This is a genomic window from Microcoleus sp. Pol7_B2 (genome assembly GCF_036701035.1).
GTDB lineage: Bacteria > Cyanobacteriota > Cyanobacteriia > Cyanobacteriales > Microcoleaceae > Microcoleus.
Genome location: NZ_JAUBQB010000015.1, coordinates 25,440 through 44,122 on the forward strand (window position 1 = coordinate 25,440; position 18,683 = coordinate 44,122).

Here is an 18,683-nt window from a genome sequence, read left to right on the forward strand (position 1 = left end):
TCTTACGGATAAGGGAAACACTCGCGGTAAACAATAATTAACCCTCCGTTGCACCCAGAGAGTATTGGTTTACCCCGGACGCCAGCAAAACAGTCTGAACAAGCAGTGTTATGTTAGTAGTGCATAAATTGAAATAAAGATTAAAGCTCAGGCTTGAGGATACCATGCGCCAGTTGATTTCTCGCAGTCGGGCTGCCATCAGCCAATTAATTTATAAGCGGATTCTGCTTGCGCTGACAATTTTATTTTGTGTAGGTGTAGGAGTAGCGATGGCCAATATGTCTCGTCTTTCCTCCACCCTAATCGAATCGCAAGCCCTCCAAAATGCCACCCTCTATGCCCAAGCAGTTAAAGAAGCCCGCACCCTTTACAGTTCCGATGTTGTCAATCCTCTAAACACCGCTAAAGCGATTAACTTTACCCACGACTACAAGCCGACAAAAGTAACAATTCCGGTACCGGCTGCTTTCTTAATAGAAGTCGGTCAAAATATCACCAATAAAAATCCCGAAGTATCACTTCGTCTCTACAGCGACTACCCGTTTCCCTGGCGGCGAGGAGAAGGCGGAGCCCGAGACGATTTTGAACGGCAAGCTATTACGTATTTGACCCAAAATCCGACACAAAAGTTTTTTCGCCGTGAGGATTATCGCGGCAAACCAGCATTTCGATATGCCGAGGCAGATATTCTAAGTTCTAGCTGCGTGAACTGTCACAATACTCACCCTGACAGTCCTAAAACTGATTGGAAATTGGGAGATGTGCGGGGAATATTAGAAATTACTCAACCTCTCGGTACCATCACCCAAAACACTCAAAGTGAACTTAAAAACCTGTTTTTACTGTTAGTAGGACTTTCAACTTTAGGGGTCACAGGATTAACTTTATCTATCAGCAAGTTGCGCCAAAATGCTAAACAATTAGAACAGCGCGTCTGGGAACGCACGGCACAATTGCAAGAAACTAATGTAGAATTGGTAAAAGAACAGGAAAAGAGCGATCGCCTGCTGCTCAATATTTTACCCGAATCCATTGCTACTAAGCTAAAAGATGGTCAAAGCAGTATTGCTGACGGCTTCGCAGAAGTCACGATTTTGTTTGCGGATATCGTAGGCTTTACCGTGCTTTCATCACAAATATCTCCCGAAGAATTGCTCAAGTTTCTCAACGAAATTTTTTCAGCCTTCGATTGTCTGACAGAAAAGTACGGCTTGGAAAAAATCAAAACAATTGGAGATGCTTACATGGTAGTGGGAGGTTTGCCAAATCCCAGCACTAACCACGCTGAAAGCATTGCGGAAATGGCTTTAGATATGCAGGAGGAATTAGCAAAATTTAATGCCAAACATCATGCAGGAATGAACATTCGCATCGGCATCAATACCGGACCTGCAATTGCGGGGGTTATTGGCACTAAAAAATTTATTTACGACCTCTGGGGCGATGCCGTCAATACAGCATCCCGCATGGAATCCCACGGGATTGCCGGCGCGATTCAAGTCACACAATCAACTTACGATATCTTGCAAAATAAGTATCTGTTTGAATACAGAGGAATGCTCCACATCAAAGGCAAGGGCGATATGAATACTTATCTGCTTGCAGGCAGGCTAGTCAGCGCAGTTTCGGTTTAATTTGTTTATTATATTATGAAGGGGTCTGCTAGTTAGTCCGGAGTCATCAGTCATTAGTTGTTAGCCCTTAGCCAAGAACTAACAGTTAATGCCTGCTGGCTTTTGACTGCTGACAATTACAGGAATTACACAGGGGATGTGAGAACCAGGTTTCTGCGCGGTTGCTTCGTTGACAAACCAAAAATTTATTACGAGAAACCGGGTTTATTTTCCTATGTCCTACATTAGCAATTGGCAAAATAGTAAGTTTTATGTTATCGCGGACTTTATCATTTTTGAAATTTTTCAAATCTCGCTTGTCTAGGCAAATAGCTTTGTGGGTATTTGCTAGCATTCTTGTCATAGAGGGAATTATTTTAGTTCCCTCTTATTTTCGGCGAGAAAATGAACTTTTAAGTCAACTGGAACAGGTATCTCGCGCGACAGTTGATTCCCTAGAGTTTTTGCTTCAACAAGATATTTCCGATCGCACTTTCTTGCAAGAAGAAGTAAAAAATATTATTAAGGATTCTCAAGTAGTATTAGGACTATCTATTTACCAAGCTAACGGTCAGCTAATATATACACTTGGCGAACCCCCAGAAATCAGTTTAAAGCAACTAAAAAAAGCTCGTATAGTTCACAGTCACAATTTCGATGGCAAGCGATACGATATTGCTTGGACAGAGCGACATTTTGGAGGCGATTACATCTTAATTGTTCGCCACGATGCTTCCACCGTTCAACCGGAACTCTACGCATTTATCGGGCGGATTGCCGTTCTAGTCATCATTATATCAGCCTTTGTCACTTCTGTGACTATGTTTTTTTTAGGGGTGACAGTAATTTCACCTCTCTTGAGATTGCGCGATGACTTGATCGCTGCCGGAGACGCTTTGAGCAAAGATCGAGAACAACCTGATTTCTACTCTCTGTCTGTCAAACGGGATGACGAGTTAGGAGAACTCATGGTCGCATTTAATCAAATGTTTCACCGAGTTTACAAGGAAATTGCACAGCGGAAACAAGCTGAGGAAGTATTGCGCGCCGAACAAGAAAAGTCGGAACGTTTATTACTAAATATATTACCAGTAATGATTGCCGATCGCCTAAAACAAGGTCAGATAAATATTGCGGATGGATTTGCCGAGGTTACGGTTTTGTTTGCTGATATTGTGGGCTTTACCGAAATATCTTCGCGCACATCTCCTGAAGAATTAGTAGAATTACTTAACAAAATATTTTCATCTTTCGATAGGTTGAGCGAACAATACGGCTTAGAAAAAATTAAGACCATAGGCGACAATTATATGGTAGCAGGCGGTTTGCCGCTTCCCTGTACAAATCACGCCGAATCTATTGCCGAAATGGCGCTGGAAATGCAGGAAGAAATTATGAAATTCCGCGACGAATGCGGTAAACCTCTCAATATCCGCATTGGCATTAATACTGGGCCTGTTGTAGCAGGTGTCATCGGCACTAAAAAGTTTATTTACGATTTGTGGGGAGATGCTGTGAATACAGCAAGCCGCATGGAGTCTCAGGGGCTTCCTGGTAAAATTCAAGTTAGCAAATCAACTTATGAGTTGCTGTGCGATAAGTATTTGTTGGAAAAGCGCGGTAAAATTAATGTTAAAGGCAAAGGATCTATGACGACTTATTTGCTCAAAGGCAGAAAATTGTAACTGACAATTTTAACCATCGCCCGCGAATACGTGGTATGGGGGCTGACGTTGGCAGGCAGCCCCCATCGACACCCAACTAGATTTTTTTTGAACGAACCGCGAAGACGCTAAGGGTACGAAGGAAGAGGAGAAGAAAAAATCAAAAATAAAAATTTTATAAGGGATTTAAACTTGCTATATTAAAATACAACTTAATATTAGTTTGATTGGTAAAAATGACTGCGAATCAGGAACATAATTCTTCAACTTCACCGATTTGGCAGCCCTTCACGCAAATGAAAACGGCTGCCCCGCCGCTGAAGGTAATTCGCGGCAAAGGATCGGTGCTGGAATTAGCAGACGGACGGCAAATTCTCGACTGCATTTCTAGTTGGTGGGTGACTGTTCACGGGCACAGCCATCCGGTTCTCGCTGAGGCTCTTTACGAACAAGCCCAAAAGTTAGAACACGTAATCTTTGCGGGATTTACTCACGAACCTGCCCAGAAACTTGCTAATAAATTGCTAACTCATACGCCTGCTTCTTTAACGCGGATTTTCTTTTCTGATAACGGCTCGACTGCTGTTGAAGTTGCTCTGAAAATGGCATTTCAATATTGGCGCAATCTCGGAGAAACTAACCGCACTAGCTTTATTAGTTTTGAGGGAGGTTATCACGGCGATACTGTGGGCGCAATGTCTGCTGGCAGAAGTTCGCTGTGGTGGGAATCTTTTGCACCTTTAATGTTTGCTGGGGATGTTGTTCCTTTTCCGGCGACTTTTGACGGCGATGAGGAGGTGGAAAGCAAGGAGGCGGCGAGTTTAGAGAAGTTGGAGTTTTTGTTAAAGCAGGGCGGCTATGCGGGAATTTTTATCGAACCTTTGGTGCAAGGTGCTGGGGGAATGCGAATGTGCCGCCCTGAGTTTTTGCAGGATCTCGCACAACTTGCCCGCCAGTTTAATGTATTGTTGATTTACGATGAAGTAATGACGGGTTTTGGCCGCACAGGCGAACTGTTTGCCTCTGTTAAATCTGCAACTTCACCGGATATCCTGTGTTTGTCTAAAGGATTGTCTGGCGGCTGTTTGCCACTTGCTGTCACAATGGCATCGGAGGATATTTATCAAGCTTTCTGGCGAGATGAATCGGACAAAGCTTTTTTTCACGGTCATTCTTACACCGGAAATCCCTTAGCTTGTGCGGTGAGTGTAGCATCCTTGGAGCTTTTGGAGCAAAACCCAAATGTTTATCAAGGGATGGAAAAACTGCACCGCAAATATCTGAATCAATGGCTGAGAAATCATCCTAAACTCGAACGGATTCGGACTTGCGGCACCATCGCAGCAATGGATGTGAAAACCGAAAGCGTTTCCGGTTATTTTAATGACATCGCTCCTGTATTGAAAGCCAGATTTCTCGAAGCGGGGTTTTTGCTCCGCCCCTTGGGAAATACGCTTTACTTGATGCCTCCCTACTGCATTTCTCCTGATGAACTAGAATCGATTTATCGGGTGATTCGTCAGGTTTTGGATACTCTGTAAACCCTTTAATTTTAGTAATGAATTTACCCAATTGGAACGATTTGGCTGACGAGGCGCTGGCGGGCAAATGTATCTCTCGCGAGCAATCTTTAGCCGTATTGCGCGCACCGGATGAGGTTTTGCTGGAACAACTAAACGCAGCATATCGGGTGCGCCGCCACTACTGGGGAAACCGAGTTAGGCTGCACTATTTGTTAAATGCTCAAAGTGGCCTTTGTCCTGAAGATTGCCATTATTGTTCTCAGTCAAAAATTTCGACTGCGGAAATTGAGAAATATCCGCTTTTAGCTAAGGAGAAAATTCTGGATGCGGCCCAACGCGCAGCAGATTTAAAAGCTGGTACGTTTTGTTTGGTGATTTCGGGCCGCCAACCCAGCGCATCTACTTTCGATCGCGTTTTGGATGCTGTCGAGACTGTGAAGGCAAATCATAACCTGAAAATCTGCGCTTGTTTGGGATTGTTGAGCGAGGAACAAACTCACCGTTTGGCAAAAGCTGGAGTCGATCGCGTAAATCACAATCTCAATACTTCCGAATCATATCACTCGGACATTTGCACGACTCACACTTTTGGCGATCGGGTTGAAACCGTCGAACACGTAAAAGCAGCGGGAATCACAACTTGTTCCGGCGGAATTTTGGGGATGGGCGAATCGGATGATGATGCGATCGATTTAGCGCTTTCGCTTCGCAATTTGGGCGTTACTAGCGTGCCGGTCAACTTTTTCATTCCGATTCCCGGCACACCATTTGCAGATGTGAACAGGTTAACTCCCCGCCAATGTTTGCGAATTCTCTGTTTGTTCCGATTTTTGCTTCCCAGCCAAGAAATTCGGATTGCTGGGGGACGAGAAGTGCATTTGCGATCGCTGCAACCTCTGGGACTCTACCCCGCTAATTCTATCTTTGTTGGCGATTATCTGACAACTCCCGGACAAGCTGCACATCAAGATTGGGAAATGATTCGAGATGCGGGATTTGCGATCGAATCCCCTGAAGGTTCTCTCTTAGAAGTTGATTCAGCAGTTACAAAATCCGAACAAAAGACCCTGGCTGTTTAACTCTTATACCAGTAGTAAATCGGATGAAATAGAGTAGGACACGGCAATGCCGTGTGCCTACCCAATATCTCTACTTCACGCTTACGAATGGGCGGATAGAAACCGGGTTTCTGAGGTAGCAAATGCCTCAGCCGTAAGTTCTTAGATTGTAGCCAGAAACCCTTATTCTACGGTTGACATTCTTCAATCTCAAATCTCAAATCTCAAATCTCAAATCTTACAAGAGGGGAAATTGTGGACAAACGCGAAGAAATTACGATCGCAGAATACCAGCTAACTGCCGAATCTTTCCGAGAAGGAACTTGGCATCATGACGTATCCCAAAATCGCGAGGCATTGACCGCTGCTATGCCCCGCAATCCCGGTAAAATTCTCGATATAGGATGCGGCCCGGGACGAGATTTAGTAGCGTTCAAGAGCCAAGGACACACAGTTGTAGGCTTAGATGCAACTCCGGCTTTTGTAGAAATAGCTAAGAAGTTATCGGGATGCGAAGTTTGGCAGCAATCTTTTCTGAATCTAGACTTGCCAAAAGGAGAATTTGACGGTATTTTTGCCAATGCTTCCCTGATTCACGTTCCCAGCGACGAAATGGTGAAAGTGCTGCAAGATTTGCACAAAGCCTTAGTTGTTAACGGTGCAATTGTCATGTCAATGTGCCGGGGAAATTGGGAGGGATACGACGAGCGGTCAACCGGAAAACGCTATACTGCCGGATGGGAATATCATACTTTAGCGCCTTGTTTAGAACAAGCGGGATTTGTAATTGTCAATCACTACTATCGTCCCCCCGGCTTACCCCGCGAAGCTCAATCTTGGCTAGTAATAGTGGGCAGAAAAATCTAACGTAAATTGGAAATTGGGAATAGGGAATTGCGAATCCTTCCCCTCTCTTCCTCTGCGCCCTCTGCGCCCTCTGCGGTTAAAAAAAACTAATTCAAAAATTTACAGAGGATTGTTGTATACTGTTCCACAGTCAAATAAACCAATTTCTGCACAACTTAAAACACAATTAATATGACAGAGAAATTCCACATTTTTTTAGCGGGTGCTAGTCGAGGCGTCGGCTTAGAAATCGCGAAATGTCTGATTGCACAAAATATGCAAGTAACTGCACTTTTGCGATCGCCCGCAACCAGCATCGAATTAGAAGCAATGGGCATCAAAGTCGTCACTGGCGATGCTTTGGATGCTGCCGCTATGGAAGCGGCGATGGCTGGCGGTGAGCCAATTCATGCCGTAATAAGCACAATTGGCGGCTTGCCAAAAGATGGAGAAAGATCCGATTACTTGGGCAACAAAAACTTGATTGATGCGGCTGTCAAAGCAGGTGTGCAAAAATTTATTTTAGTTTCATCCATCGGTAGCGGTAACAGTGCCGCTGCTTTGCAACCGCAAGTTTTGCAAACTTTGGGCCCGGTCTTAATTGAGAAAGAAAAAGCCGAAAATCATTTGATAGAAAGCGGGATGATTTATACAGTGATTCGTCCGGGCGGACTAAAATCGGAACCTGCCACAGGCAACGGCATTTTAACAGAAGATTGTCGAGTTGCTGGAACTATTCACCGGGCGGATGTAGCGCAGCTAGTTTGTCAGTGTTTAGTTTCTGATGCTGCTAACAATAAAGTTTTGTCGGCGGTAGACAGGCAAATGCTTTACGGCAATCCAGAATTTGAGGTATTAAATCTTTAGGGGCGGGTTTAGCGCAAAATAAGCTGTTTCGCATCTAAATTTTATTTTTTGGGCGGGCTAGAAGCCCACCCCACAAGAAAATTGAACTTTTGTGGAACAGGCATCTTGCCTGTTCCACAAAAATGGTGCCTGATGTGAGTAAAACCCGATCGCACTCAAGAATCGAAAGGCTTAATCCACGATCGCCCGATCGCCCAATCCAAAACCAAACCCGCGATCGCAAACAATATCACACTCTCAACACCGCGAACCGCAAACGGCAATAACTCCTGTAGTGCGGGCATCTTGCCCGCCTCAAAAGAAAGTCCCGCCTCAAAAACAAGTCCAGCATCCAACTGTCCAAAAGCCCGCACCAACCCAAAAGCCAACACCACACCTGATTTAAGCTGCGGGTTAACATCTCGGCGAATCGCATAGCGGTAAGTCACGCCGAACAAAAAACCGCCCAAAAGTGCGATCGTCCCTCTGAAGGCAAAATTTAGGTCAATTTCCCTTACCTGCAAACTCGCCAGAGAATCCAACCTATCCGCTAGAATTAAGCTATTACCAAGGGCGATCGCCCCAAAACCCAGCAAACAAGACAAAGCAGCAACACTCCCTGCCTTCAAAGATTCTACCCGTTCAGCCGCACTAAAATTTGACGAATCCTTCACAGCGCCCTCATTTCAAAAATGGCTCAAATTGACTTATCATAAGGTTTGGAGTCACTTTGTACAGTTTGTTCAATAAATAGCTATGGATATTTTGTCACTCGGTTGGGTTTCGGTGCTAGTTCTCTTCTCCTTCTCAATTTCAATGGTCATTTGGGGACGCAACGGTTTCTAGATTCCAGAATAGCTTGCGGGGCAAGCTTTTTAACTGCCCCGCATTTTTGATCCATGCTATTTAACCAAATCAAAATAACAGGAGTTGTAAACATGACAGCCAAAAAAATATTAATGCTAGTCGGCGACTTTGTAGAAGACTACGAAGTAATGGTTCCCTTCCAAGCACTGCAAATGGTAGGTCACACCGTCCACGCCATCTGCCCCGACAAAGCTGCAGGCCAAACAATTCGCACCGCAATTCACGACTTTGAAGGCGATCAAACCTACAGCGAAAAACCCGGTCACAACTTCACTTTAAACGCGACTTTTGACGAAATCAACCCAGCCGACTACGACGCTTTGATTATCCCCGGAGGACGCGCCCCAGAATACATCCGCCTCAACGAACAAGTGCTGCAAATTACCCGCTACTTTGCCAACAGCAAAAAGCCGATCGCATCTATTTGTCACGGCTTACAGGTTCTAACTGCAGCCGGCGTACTCGAAGGCAAACGCTGCACCGCATACCCCGCTTGCAGCCCCGACGTACTCCGGGCCGGCGGCAAATATACAGAAGTTCCCGTTACCGAAGCCGTAGTCGATGGCAATTTAGTCACCGCCCCCGCGTGGCCAGCACATCCTAACTGGCTGGCTGAATTCCTGAAAGTTTTGGGAACGAAGATCGAACATTTAGAGAAAGTCGAAGTGTGACTATTTTCACAGTCAAAGTTAAACCGAATTCCAAACAGCAAAGCATCGCGGAACAACCCGACGGCAGCCTCACAATACATCTCAAGTCGCCGCCAGTCGAGGGTAAAGCCAATCAAGAATTAATCATGCTGTTGGCGAAAAAGTTTAAAGTGCCGAAATCTGCGATCGGCGTTAAATCCGGTTTTTCTTCGAGAAATAAACTTGTGGAAATTCCAATCGAACCTTTAATAGAGAAATAAAGGTAATAACAAATCTATCTAAAGAGGGATATAGACTCAAATTTAAAAGTATATATTAATAGTTGTAGATTTAGAATAAAAAATTATGAGCATTGAAAATAGAGTCGAAGCAACAGCGAAGAATATTGAAGGCAAAATCCAAGAAGCTGCTAGCGAAGTTACCGGCAATCAGAAAGATAAATTAGAAGGTCAAGCCAAGCAGGATGAAGCATCAGCTATTCACCTGAAAGAAGACCTCAAAGATAAAGCAAAAGAGATTGTAGACCGAGCTTAGTAACAGTATTCCCTACAAGTTTCCTGCCTACTAAATCCCGCCAACGATATGTTTGCGGGATTTTTTATAATTATCATAAATTATTTGTACCAATATCTTGGGGTGGGTTTATCAACATTATATCATTTCCCGTTACACCGGAATGATGTTAACCGTTGACAGTGAACAGTCAACAGTCACCAGTGAACTCGAATTTACTATTCGGATGCTAACGGATTTGATATTATTGGTGCGTGGTAAAATTCATGGGCGAACCGCCCCTACAGATTCTAGTAATTCATAATGCAAAAGCATTAATTTTGTGGCTGGAATTGTTTCCCTTGCATAAGTTCTGCCCTTCAGGGGGCGACAAGCGCCCCCGAACCTTTACAGGCAAAGCTTTTTGCACGATCGGTCCGCCTCAAAAATTTCGGCTTAGTGACAAAATAATCTCACGAGTGAAAAGTGCCGGTGTTGTGATAAAAAAGAAGGGTCTCCCTAATACCACAAGACCCCGATCAATTATATGATGCCCTCATCCTATCACTCAATTCTCCAAAAATATCTAACTCCAGCACAATTACTTACCCTTCAGATGCTGGTGTGTTTGTTACAATCTCAAAAACAAGTCAGAATAGAACGATTAGCCGCAACTCTACCATTACCGATATTACAAAGTAGTCGCCGCCGTCACATACAACGATTTTTACAGATTAAAGCGCTCAGCATACTCGTGCTCTGGTTCCCGATCATCAAAGAAGTGATATCCCGTCAGCTCAAAGCTGGAAGTCAATTAGTCATTGCATTGGATAGAACCCAATGGAAAGAGTATAATGTCTTAATGGTAAGTGCGATAGTCCAAAAAAGGGCGTTTCCTATATTCTGGACGTTATTAGATAAACAAGGGGCTTCAAATCTTGCCGAACAGCAACAAGTATTGCGTCCGGTAATTAGACTCTTGAAAAGATATAAACTAATCATTATTGGCGATCGCGAATTTCATAGCATCGAACTGGCACAATGGTTGCACCGCTAGCATGTGAGCTTTGTCCAGCGTCAAAAAAGCAGTACGACTTTTCGATAAAAAAGACAACCTTTTCAAGCACTAGATAGCATTCCAGTTAAACCGGGAATTCATCTGTTTTATCCAAAGGTGGGATTTACTAAAAAGAAAGGTTTTTCTCGATTTAACTTTGTCGCTTCATGGAAACGTAAATATCGAGGTAAACAAGAAGATGAACCTTGGTATCTGTTAACTAATCTACCAGATTTGAAGAGTGCGATCGAGATTTACAGTCAACGTTACGGCATCGAAGCAATGTTTAAAGACTGTAAAACAGGAGGATATAATCTCGAAGGCTGCCAGGCATCACCTGAGAAATTGATTGCTTTGATGATTTTAATTGCCATAGCGATGACTTCGGCATGGTTGAGAGGAAAAAGAACTCAACTTCAAGGACAGGAAAAATATGTGTGCCGTCTAAGCGAGCCAGGTAGAACCAGAAGAAGGCATAGCAAGTTTTGGATTGGTTTATATGGGGAAAATTGGCTAATTGCCCATGACTGCTGTTGGGAGTGGGTAGAGTCTATGATAGGTTTAGTTCGCAATAAGCAACCGTTTTATAAGAGAGGACTACAAGCTATAAAGCTTATAGGACAACCGCTTTAGCCTCGTTGTCGCCCCCTGAAGTTCTGCCCTCTCGATAAGAAAATTATACCTCAAAAGCACTGCCCTCAAATTCCATCACGACTGTTCCTACTTGTCCTTTATATAATTTAATGATTTGTTTTGTTTCAAAATGGGTGGCTTCTAAATCTTCAGTTAAAGCAACAATATCTAGGTCTTTAATTGTTTTCATTATTTTCACCTCACTTTTTGACTTGGCGGGGCGCGGGTTTATCAAGATTAGTCCTGGAGGCAGAAACCGGGTTTTTACCGAAATACTGTACCCCTGCCTTTAAGTAGCAGTGAAAAACCCGGTTTCTTTGGTTCTGATGCGTCAGTTCTAAAGATTATTGGCGCGTGGCCAAATTCACCCGTGAACCCGCCCCATGCCTCATTAGATTGGCGATTTTCGATAAAAATTACCAATCATATCAAATCTGTTAGCATCGGAATTATTCCTATCTCTATTCTCGACCTCTGCGTGAATCAGCGTCAATTCCTTGTCATCTGCGTTAATACATTCTCTTTTTTTCACCGCAGATACAGGCAGATAAACACATATTAACGCAGATGAATTAGATCGATTCCGGTTGCAGCCTCCGTAATTGGTGACTGTTGACTGGATTTTACTATTCCGATGCTACCGGAATTGATATCAATCTAAAATCTAAAATTGCCCCATGCTCATGCCAATAAAAAAGCCAGGGATGGATATCCCCAGCTCGAAACATAGCACAATTAGTTTTGAGAGTTGGTAGGGCGATGTTTCAGAATCGACCCCACCCACTTTTACCCAAATTAAATTAGGGTAATGTCAGCAGCCGTAATGCCCGGTCTGCCATTCAGAATTGCCAGCGTAACTACTCCGTCAGCAGTACCAACACCGTTAGAGTCATATCCTAGTCGTCCACTTGAATTTTCATAAAAGACGAACGGATCTGATGCACCCGCCCCGGCTGGACCAAACTTGCTCTCGTACACCCCACTCTCAAGCGCCAAGAACGACTGCGAAGAAAGTCGATTCGTATTTTGCACTCCCCTCAAGTTGGGGAAGCCGTTGGAGCCATTGATTTGGAAGATAAACTTGTCTTGGCCGATCGTAAAATCGCCGATTTGGTCTGTGTCGGTACCCACGGCGCCCTCGCCGAAGTTGTTGTAGTAGAAGTTGTCATTACCCGATCCGCCAATCAGGGTGTCAGCACCAGGCCCGCCGCCGAGAGAGTCGTTGCCGTCGCCGCCGATCAAATAGTCCTTACCAAAGCCGCCCAGCAGGGTGTCGTTTCCGGCAGCGGCATTTAAGGTATCGTCGCCGGCTCCTCCGGCGGCCTCGGTAGCATTGGATGAGTCGCCGAACAGGATGTCATCCCCGTTACCAGTAGTGACCACATCAGTGCCGTTGCCACCAATAATGAAGTTGCTGCCTAAGGTATCGCTAATCAAGTTTGGCGCTGTAAGACCGGTAAAGCTGACGCCGCTAGCGTAGGAGATGAAGTCGTTACCCGCAACGTTGCCAATCACGCGATCGCGCGCGCTGCCAAAGATGATTGTGTCACTTCCCTCGCCACCGTTCATGAGGTTGGTGACGGTGAAGGTGCTGCCAGTAGTAGGATTGGTGTAGCCAATTAACAGATCGTTGCCCAGCGCGCCTTCGAGAGTAATCAAAGCAGTACCAGTACCAGCAAAAATGGCCTTGGTAGCATCGATAGTATCGTTGCCATCTCCACCGGCTGCATTAGTAAAGGTACCGCTCAGGTTGTCGTTGCCTTCACCGCCGATCATTGTATCCGTCACAAAAGCTGCAACGATCGTGTCATTGCCTACTCCGCCGTCGAGCAAGTTGCGACCCGCGAAGCCTCCAAATGAACTCTGGGCGCCTCCGCTCAAAGTTAGATTCGATACCCTGGATGACTCGATGAAGTCGTCGCCTGCACCTCCCAAAGCGGTATCCTGCGTGGCAAAAACCGTGATCGTGTCGTTGCCGTCGCCGCCCTCAAAGAAGTTTCGGCCGGCTTCAAACTCGCCGATCGCGCCGTAGAGAGAATCGTTGCCGCCACCGCCAATCAAGGTGGTTCTCTCAATGCCGATCGTAATGACGCTCCCCGGAGCAAACGGGCTTGTCTGGGTACTGTTGGTAATGAATAAGATGTCGTCGTCAAGATCGCCCGACAGGTAGCTGTTGCTTGCCACACCTCTTAGGGTGTCGTTGCCTCTACCGCCAAAGAGACTGTCTCTTAAATTGATACCTACAACTAAGTCGTCGCCCAAATCACCCCGCAAGTAGTTGCTGCCTTCATTGCCAGCGAAGCCAATACCCAAACCACCGTCTAAAGAGAGGTTGTTGCCACCGCCTGCGATGAAGAAGCCGATGGCGTCATTGTCCTTACCGCCGTAGAGGGAATCTCCTCTCTGCGCCCCTCCCAGCATCGTATCGGCACCCTGATTACCAAACATCAGGTTAGCTTCGACAGTACCTTGGAGGATGTCTTCTCCCTCGCCGCCGGCCAGGGTAGCGCGGGCTTCAGCGATTATGGTGTCCGAGCCTGCGTCGCCAAACAGCAAAGCCGGAGTGCGCTGGGATCTGATTGAATCTTCGTCGTCGCCGCCGTATATGGTATCGTTCGGGCCAACTGAAATCAGAGTATCGTTATCGCCTTGGCCAAATATTAAGCTGCCGCCCAGGGTGGAAGTTCTAACGAAATCCGCCCCCTCTCCGGCGAATACTGTATCCGGCCCTAGTCCCGGAAGGTTTAAATCTAGTTGATTAGGATTGTCATCTAACGTTGTCATAAAGCTTCACTCCTCTACTTGTTGGTCATCGCTGGTGCGACTACAGACACTGCCTAGAACACCGAATGTTTGGATTCCGCTGTAGTTTAACCTGTTTGCCAGCCGCAAGTCTAGCCTACTGGCGTTAACCCTGTCTAGACTTTCTCCCTCGCGGATTTTTTGCTTGTAAGCTTTTATTTTCAAAGTCTTCACCCTTTAATAATCCTGGTGCACTGTCTCAGGTGCTCACGCTCAATAAGACGCGGCTCATATTCTTAATGTTCCATTCTGGATTGGCGGTCGGGGATCGCCTCCGGAGGAGGAAATTAAAGATTAAAAAAGGCAGATCTGGGTGATCGGGAAGACAAGGGAAATTGGGAGATTTGTTACTTGGTACCAAGGCTTTGTGGCAATTTCCGGTTTTCCAGGCAGGGTCGTCATTTAATAATTCTGACCCGGATTGAACTGCGTACCGCTCCGGGCTTTAAAAGTCTACGCCCCGCTTTAGTTCTACGCCCCGATCGCCGTAGTGTTTGTGACAGTATACCTCGGAGTGTACGCTTGCCAAGTCAAAGTAAGCGTGGGGTTTGTGGCAGCGCCCGGTGATAATAATTTCTGTATCCCGCGGCTTGCGTAGCAGGGCTTCTACGATCGGCTCTACCGGCAGCAGTTCTAAGTCTACTGTGGGATTGAGTTCGTCGAGAATAATCGTTTTGTACCAGCCGCTGGCGATCGCACATTTGGCGATTTCCCAGCCGCGTTCTGCTTCTATGCAGTCTAGCTCTTGCTGTTGCCCCCGCCAAACTATAGCATCTCGGCCGCACCGCTGGTGGTCTACTAGCTGTGGATAGCTTTGGCGCAAAGCTGCGATCGCCGCATCTTCTGTATAACCCGTGCCACCTTTGAGCCATTGCACGATTAACACCCGGTGAGATTGGTCTTGACTGATACCCCTACCTATTGCCTGCAAAGCTTTGCCCAAAGCGCTTGTAGACTTGCCTTTGCCCGCTCCGGTGTATATTTCGATACCGGAAATATGATGCTCTGCCGCTGCGGGGTGATAGTGGGGCTTCATTTCTGAGTGTAAGTCGGCAATCTCCAGCAAAGCTTCCGGGGCCGCTCGGCCTGTGGCGATGACTTCTAAATATTCTGGTTTGTTTTTGAGGGTTTGGACTACTTCGTCAACTGGCAGCAAACCCAAGTCCAATACGGGGTTTAGTTCGTCTAGTACCACGACGGAATAGAGCTCGCTGGCGATCGCCCCTTTGGCTATATCCCAGCCTCGCTGAGCTTCTGCCCGATCAAAGCGGGTGATTGCTTCGGCCCCAAAATATTCGGCTCTGCCGGTACGCACTTGGTCGATCAAGTGGGGAAATGCCCGTTGCAAGGCTTCTATTGCCCCGTCTTCGTCGTAGGAGCGGCCGGGGCCTTTAAGAAAGCGCAGCAACAAGACTCGCGTAGGCGAGTCAGAATTGATACCCAGCCCGATCGACCGCAACACTACTCCCAAAGCTGCCTGAGACTTGCCTTTACCCGCGCCGTCGTAAACGTGAATCTGACCCGCGGCGCGTTCCGACCGGGATGAGGCTGTCCGAATACCAATGCCATTCCTTACCATAATCAGCAGTTGTTTGAGTCTGTATCGGGGTGGGTATTCGATCGCGCGCCTTGAATGTTTAATTTTTCCATTCTGTTGGCGGATCTCAACAGATTATACGATAACTTCTAACCTCCAATCTTTTAAGCAGCGATCTAACGCAATTAGGTGCTCAAACCTCCGGTTAAGATTATTGCGTTTGTGCTGTACAATTAAAATTTAACACGGACTGATATACCTAAAGGCTTATGATTGCGAGTGTTTTCCCATTTCGGACTGTTTTGGTGCAAATTTTAATTATGTTTTTGGCGATCGCGATCGAATCGTGGTTTTTGCAAAAACTACTTAAACTCGGCCCCAAAACCAGCATTGAATATACAGCCATCCTCAATCTATCTTGCACTTGCGTAGGCTGGTTAGTTTTCTTCGGCATTGAAAGCGTTCTTAGCAAAGAATTGCGGGAACAGCTTATCGGTTATATTTTATTAGGACGTGCGGATAATGTTTACGCTCCAATAACTATGATAGCACTTTCAGTATTAGCAGTAACCTTTCTAGCTAAATGGCAAGGATTAGAATTCATAGAAAACATGGTTTCTGGCAATAAAAAAGCTTCCAAACCTCAGTTTTTAGGACCCCCCACCCTCACCCGCCGTCCTCCCAAAAAAACTTTTCAAGTAACTACCCAGTTTGGGGGAATTTTAATCGCCCACACTGTTAGCAATATCGTTATTTTAACCGTGTTGTTTTTGCAAAGCGTCTATTGAAATTTATGATGAAGCAATTTTTTGATGTCACTCAGCAACTTACTAAGCTGACGAACAACCTTTGGGAAACCAATAAAAAAATCCAAAAGGCGATGATTCCGCCTAAAGTTGTTCACTGGAAGACTCCTTTACTACTCAGCATCTTTTTAGCTTTGCTGACAGTGGCGGCAGTCACTGACTGGCGGACGAGAACTCTACTTTTTGATATGAGCTGGTTATTTTTTACACTTTCAATGGGTCTGCTGACCAGCCAGCAACCTTTTGTGATTAAAGGAGTAAGTCTGAGTCCGTGGGTGACAAGCATTTTAATTGGGTTGTGGTTGCTGGTAAGATTGCCGTCGGATAGGAAGGAAATAGCATGGATATGCGGCCCAATTATAGCAGTAGTAGTTCTTGCTACAATAGAGGTTTGGAATAGCGAGTCAAAACGGGAAGGTATCAGGTCGTTGGTGCGCCCTCAGTTTTTGATCATTACTCTAGTTCACCTGCTGTTTTCCTGTTGGTTTGCTTTTCACTTTTTAATTCAAGGTTGGATACGACAGTACCCGAGCGTTTTATCCCAGGATTTGAGGCAAAGCGATTATGTGGTGACATTTCAACAGCCAACTATTAATCGCTCCCGAGGAGTTGTTATCCTCAATGCGATGGAGCGATACCTACAAAATGAAGCCCGCACAAAACCGTGGGCGCAGGTAGAGCAAATGTTAATAGATATGGATAACGAGCGGTTTTTTCTGCGGAATCAAGCCTTAAAAACAACTGGGGTAGTCGCAGAAGATGCGAAATGGGATGTCAAAACTTCGATCGTCCAAGGAGATTCCCGCTATCAGTTAGAGATGGAGGCAATTTGGCTGGGGCTGGTTTTTAGACCGGAAACATATTCGTTTACCAAATCTTGCGAGGTGTTCGAGATAGGCAATAGGGCGACTGTAACCTGCGGTGCCATCAAACGCTCTCAACCCGGACAGAAAAAAGATGGAACGGCGGGCGACAGTCAAGTTTGAGCCTGTCTCACGCAGTTAGGAAAGTGTTTCAGAAGAAAGGGGAAGACGGGGAGATGGGGAGAGTATCCGAACCTGAGAGACGCATATGGGGAGAGTAGGAGATCGCGGAGAATCTTCCCTCGAACCTCGGACTTCTTCCTTCAACATCCAATCCGTTAAATCCTTTAAATCCCCTACACTGCTTTCTTGCCGAACTTCCTTCTTCCTTATATTAAAGTATTGATTGCGAAAGTTTCCAGCGGGTTAATAATTAGATGAACTTGAGAAGAATCTTGACAGTCGCGACCAATGTATTTTGGGAAGTAATTCGCGATCGCATCCTTTACTTAATTATTATTTTTGCTCTGTTGATGGGCGCCTCGGTACGGTTGATACCGGAATTGGCGGCGACAACCGAGAAGAAAATTATCTTAGATGTCGGTTTGGCTGCTATGAGCCTTCTCGGTCTAATTGCCACAGTTTTTGTGGCTACCGGATTGGTCAACAAAGAAATAGAAAAGCGCACTGTTTACCTGTTAGTTGCTAAGCCGATAAGTCGGGCTGAATTAATTCTGGGCAAGCACTTAGGGTTGTCGGCGGTGCTGGCGGTGCTTGTAGCGGCAATGACTGTTATCTATCTGGCTATTCTGAGTTTGAGCCGCATTCCTTTCCCTTTGGGAAGCATTTTAATCGCTTCGCTGTTTATCTGGTTTGAGCTGTGTCTGATGGCTGGTGTCGGGATTTTATTTGGGGTTTTTAGCAGTTCCCTGCTGGCGACTTTACTGACATTTGGCGTTTATTTAATGGGACATTCGACGCGGGATTTAGTGGCTTTGGGCAAGTTAACTAAAAATCCTGGCCTTGAACAATTGATGATGGGACTTTATCTCGTTTTGCCGGATTTAGCCAGATTCAATTTGAGAAACGATGCTGTTTACGGACAAGTTCCTTACTTAGCAGGTTTGATTACAGATGCTGGCTACGGTTTGCTGTATGTAGTGCTGCTGCTGTCAATAGCGATCGCCATATTTTCCCGTAGGGAATTTTAAAACGCGCCTGCCCTACTTTCAAAAGTTTGAGTGTATCTATCAAATTATCACGCTAAAATATCAAGGAGGCGAGCGCTCAGAAATCTCGACTAAAACTCAAACTTTTAATTGATCCCGAATAAGTTGTTCTGTATTTAAATAGTACCTTTGGGCGGGCTTTTCTGCCCTCCCCACAAGATCGGGACTTAGGCCTCGGGGCCCAGAAACCGGGTTTGTTAACGAATCTGCGGTCTACAACGCGTCTTTTCGTAAAAAAAACCCGGTTTCTAAACAAT

20 protein-coding genes are annotated in these 18,683 nt (G+C 45.6%); 15 read left to right on the forward strand and 5 right to left on the reverse strand.

Features of this window, described 5'->3' with window-relative positions; all coding sequences use genetic code 11:
- Positions 1-164: 164 nt before the first annotated feature.
- The 6 genes from QUA57_RS08545 (at position 165) to QUA57_RS08570 (ending at position 7,571) form a co-directional block, all read left to right on the forward strand.
- Complete coding sequence (locus tag QUA57_RS08545; protein ID WP_333060300.1) at positions 165-1,634, forward strand: adenylate/guanylate cyclase domain-containing protein; 1,470 nt, start codon at positions 165-167, stop codon at positions 1,632-1,634.
- 251 nt (positions 1,635-1,885) lie between these two features.
- On the forward strand, positions 1,886-3,298 hold the full coding sequence (locus QUA57_RS08550; RefSeq protein ID WP_333060301.1) for an adenylate/guanylate cyclase domain-containing protein: 1,413 nt from the start codon (positions 1,886-1,888) through the stop codon (positions 3,296-3,298).
- Positions 3,299-3,513: 215 nt separating this feature from the next.
- Positions 3,514-4,818 carry an adenosylmethionine--8-amino-7-oxononanoate transaminase gene (gene bioA, locus QUA57_RS08555; RefSeq protein WP_333060302.1) on the forward strand — a complete coding sequence of 435 codons (1,305 nt, stop codon included), beginning with the start codon at positions 3,514-3,516 and terminating at the stop codon, positions 4,816-4,818.
- A 17-nt stretch (positions 4,819-4,835) separates the two neighbouring features.
- Positions 4,836-5,879 carry a biotin synthase BioB gene (gene bioB, locus QUA57_RS08560; protein ID WP_333060303.1) on the forward strand — a complete coding sequence of 348 codons (1,044 nt, stop codon included), beginning with the start codon at positions 4,836-4,838 and terminating at the stop codon, positions 5,877-5,879.
- Positions 5,880-6,113: 234 nt separating this feature from the next.
- Positions 6,114-6,725 carry a class I SAM-dependent methyltransferase gene (locus QUA57_RS08565; protein WP_333060304.1) on the forward strand — a complete coding sequence of 204 codons (612 nt, stop codon included), beginning with the start codon at positions 6,114-6,116 and terminating at the stop codon, positions 6,723-6,725.
- A gap of 171 nt (positions 6,726-6,896) precedes the next feature.
- Entirely contained in the window at positions 6,897-7,571 is a 675-nt protein-coding gene (locus tag QUA57_RS08570) for an SDR family oxidoreductase (RefSeq protein WP_333060305.1), read from the forward strand.
- A gap of 155 nt (positions 7,572-7,726) precedes the next feature.
- On the opposite strand, the gene QUA57_RS08575 is transcribed toward QUA57_RS08570, so the two are convergent.
- Positions 7,727-8,224: a hypothetical protein gene (locus QUA57_RS08575; RefSeq protein ID WP_333060306.1), complete on the reverse strand. Its 498-nt coding sequence runs from the start codon at positions 8,222-8,224 to the stop codon at positions 7,727-7,729.
- 82 nt (positions 8,225-8,306) lie between these two features.
- Here QUA57_RS08575 and petN point away from each other — a divergent pair, with 82 nt between their 5' ends.
- From petN to QUA57_RS08605, 6 genes are all read left to right on the forward strand, one after another.
- A complete protein-coding gene (gene petN, locus QUA57_RS08580) occupies positions 8,307-8,396 on the forward strand; it encodes a cytochrome b6-f complex subunit PetN (RefSeq protein WP_071883976.1) in 90 nt (29 codons plus the stop codon).
- A gap of 92 nt (positions 8,397-8,488) precedes the next feature.
- Positions 8,489-9,088, forward strand: a complete 600-nt coding sequence (locus QUA57_RS08585; RefSeq protein WP_333060307.1) for a DJ-1/PfpI family protein — start codon at positions 8,489-8,491, stop codon at positions 9,086-9,088.
- Positions 9,085-9,327 (forward strand): DUF167 domain-containing protein, encoded by a 243-nt coding sequence (locus tag QUA57_RS08590; protein WP_333060308.1) that lies wholly within the window; start codon positions 9,085-9,087, stop codon positions 9,325-9,327. Before QUA57_RS08585 ends, QUA57_RS08590 begins: the two co-directional genes overlap by 4 nt.
- Positions 9,328-9,412: 85 nt before the next feature.
- Positions 9,413-9,601: a CsbD family protein gene (locus QUA57_RS08595; RefSeq protein ID WP_333025464.1), complete on the forward strand. Its 189-nt coding sequence runs from the start codon at positions 9,413-9,415 to the stop codon at positions 9,599-9,601.
- Between the two features lie 505 nt (positions 9,602-10,106).
- Positions 10,107-10,616 carry a hypothetical protein gene (locus QUA57_RS08600; RefSeq protein WP_333060309.1) on the forward strand — a complete coding sequence of 170 codons (510 nt, stop codon included), beginning with the start codon at positions 10,107-10,109 and terminating at the stop codon, positions 10,614-10,616.
- Between the two features lie 117 nt (positions 10,617-10,733).
- Entirely contained in the window at positions 10,734-11,249 is a 516-nt protein-coding gene (locus QUA57_RS08605; RefSeq protein WP_333060310.1) for a hypothetical protein, read from the forward strand.
- Positions 11,250-11,292: 43 nt separating this feature from the next.
- On the opposite strand, the gene QUA57_RS08610 is transcribed toward QUA57_RS08605, so the two are convergent.
- The 4 genes from QUA57_RS08610 to QUA57_RS08625 form a co-directional block, all read right to left on the reverse strand.
- Positions 11,293-11,439 (reverse strand): DUF4926 domain-containing protein, encoded by a 147-nt coding sequence (locus tag QUA57_RS08610; protein WP_333060311.1) that lies wholly within the window; start codon positions 11,437-11,439, stop codon positions 11,293-11,295.
- Between the two features lie 605 nt (positions 11,440-12,044).
- Positions 12,045-14,033 (reverse strand): calcium-binding protein, encoded by a 1,989-nt coding sequence (locus QUA57_RS08615; RefSeq protein WP_333060312.1) that lies wholly within the window; start codon positions 14,031-14,033, stop codon positions 12,045-12,047.
- A gap of 6 nt (positions 14,034-14,039) precedes the next feature.
- Positions 14,040-14,225 carry a hypothetical protein gene (locus tag QUA57_RS08620; RefSeq protein WP_333086295.1) on the reverse strand — a complete coding sequence of 62 codons (186 nt, stop codon included), beginning with the start codon at positions 14,223-14,225 and terminating at the stop codon, positions 14,040-14,042.
- Between the two features lie 271 nt (positions 14,226-14,496).
- A complete protein-coding gene (locus QUA57_RS08625) occupies positions 14,497-15,630 on the reverse strand; it encodes a cob(I)yrinic acid a,c-diamide adenosyltransferase (protein ID WP_333039380.1) in 1,134 nt (377 codons plus the stop codon).
- A 227-nt stretch (positions 15,631-15,857) separates the two neighbouring features.
- Between QUA57_RS08625 and fraC the strand changes: the two genes are divergently transcribed.
- From fraC to QUA57_RS08640, 3 genes are all read left to right on the forward strand, one after another.
- Positions 15,858-16,376 (forward strand): filament integrity protein FraC, encoded by a 519-nt coding sequence (fraC, locus tag QUA57_RS08630; RefSeq protein ID WP_333039379.1) that lies wholly within the window; start codon positions 15,858-15,860, stop codon positions 16,374-16,376.
- Positions 16,377-16,381: 5 nt separating this feature from the next.
- Complete coding sequence (locus QUA57_RS08635; RefSeq protein ID WP_333060314.1) at positions 16,382-17,380, forward strand: DUF5357 family protein; 999 nt, start codon at positions 16,382-16,384, stop codon at positions 17,378-17,380.
- A gap of 254 nt (positions 17,381-17,634) precedes the next feature.
- Positions 17,635-18,408, forward strand: a complete 774-nt coding sequence (locus QUA57_RS08640) for an ABC transporter permease (RefSeq protein WP_333039375.1) — start codon at positions 17,635-17,637, stop codon at positions 18,406-18,408.
- Positions 18,409-18,683: the final 275 nt, after the last annotated feature.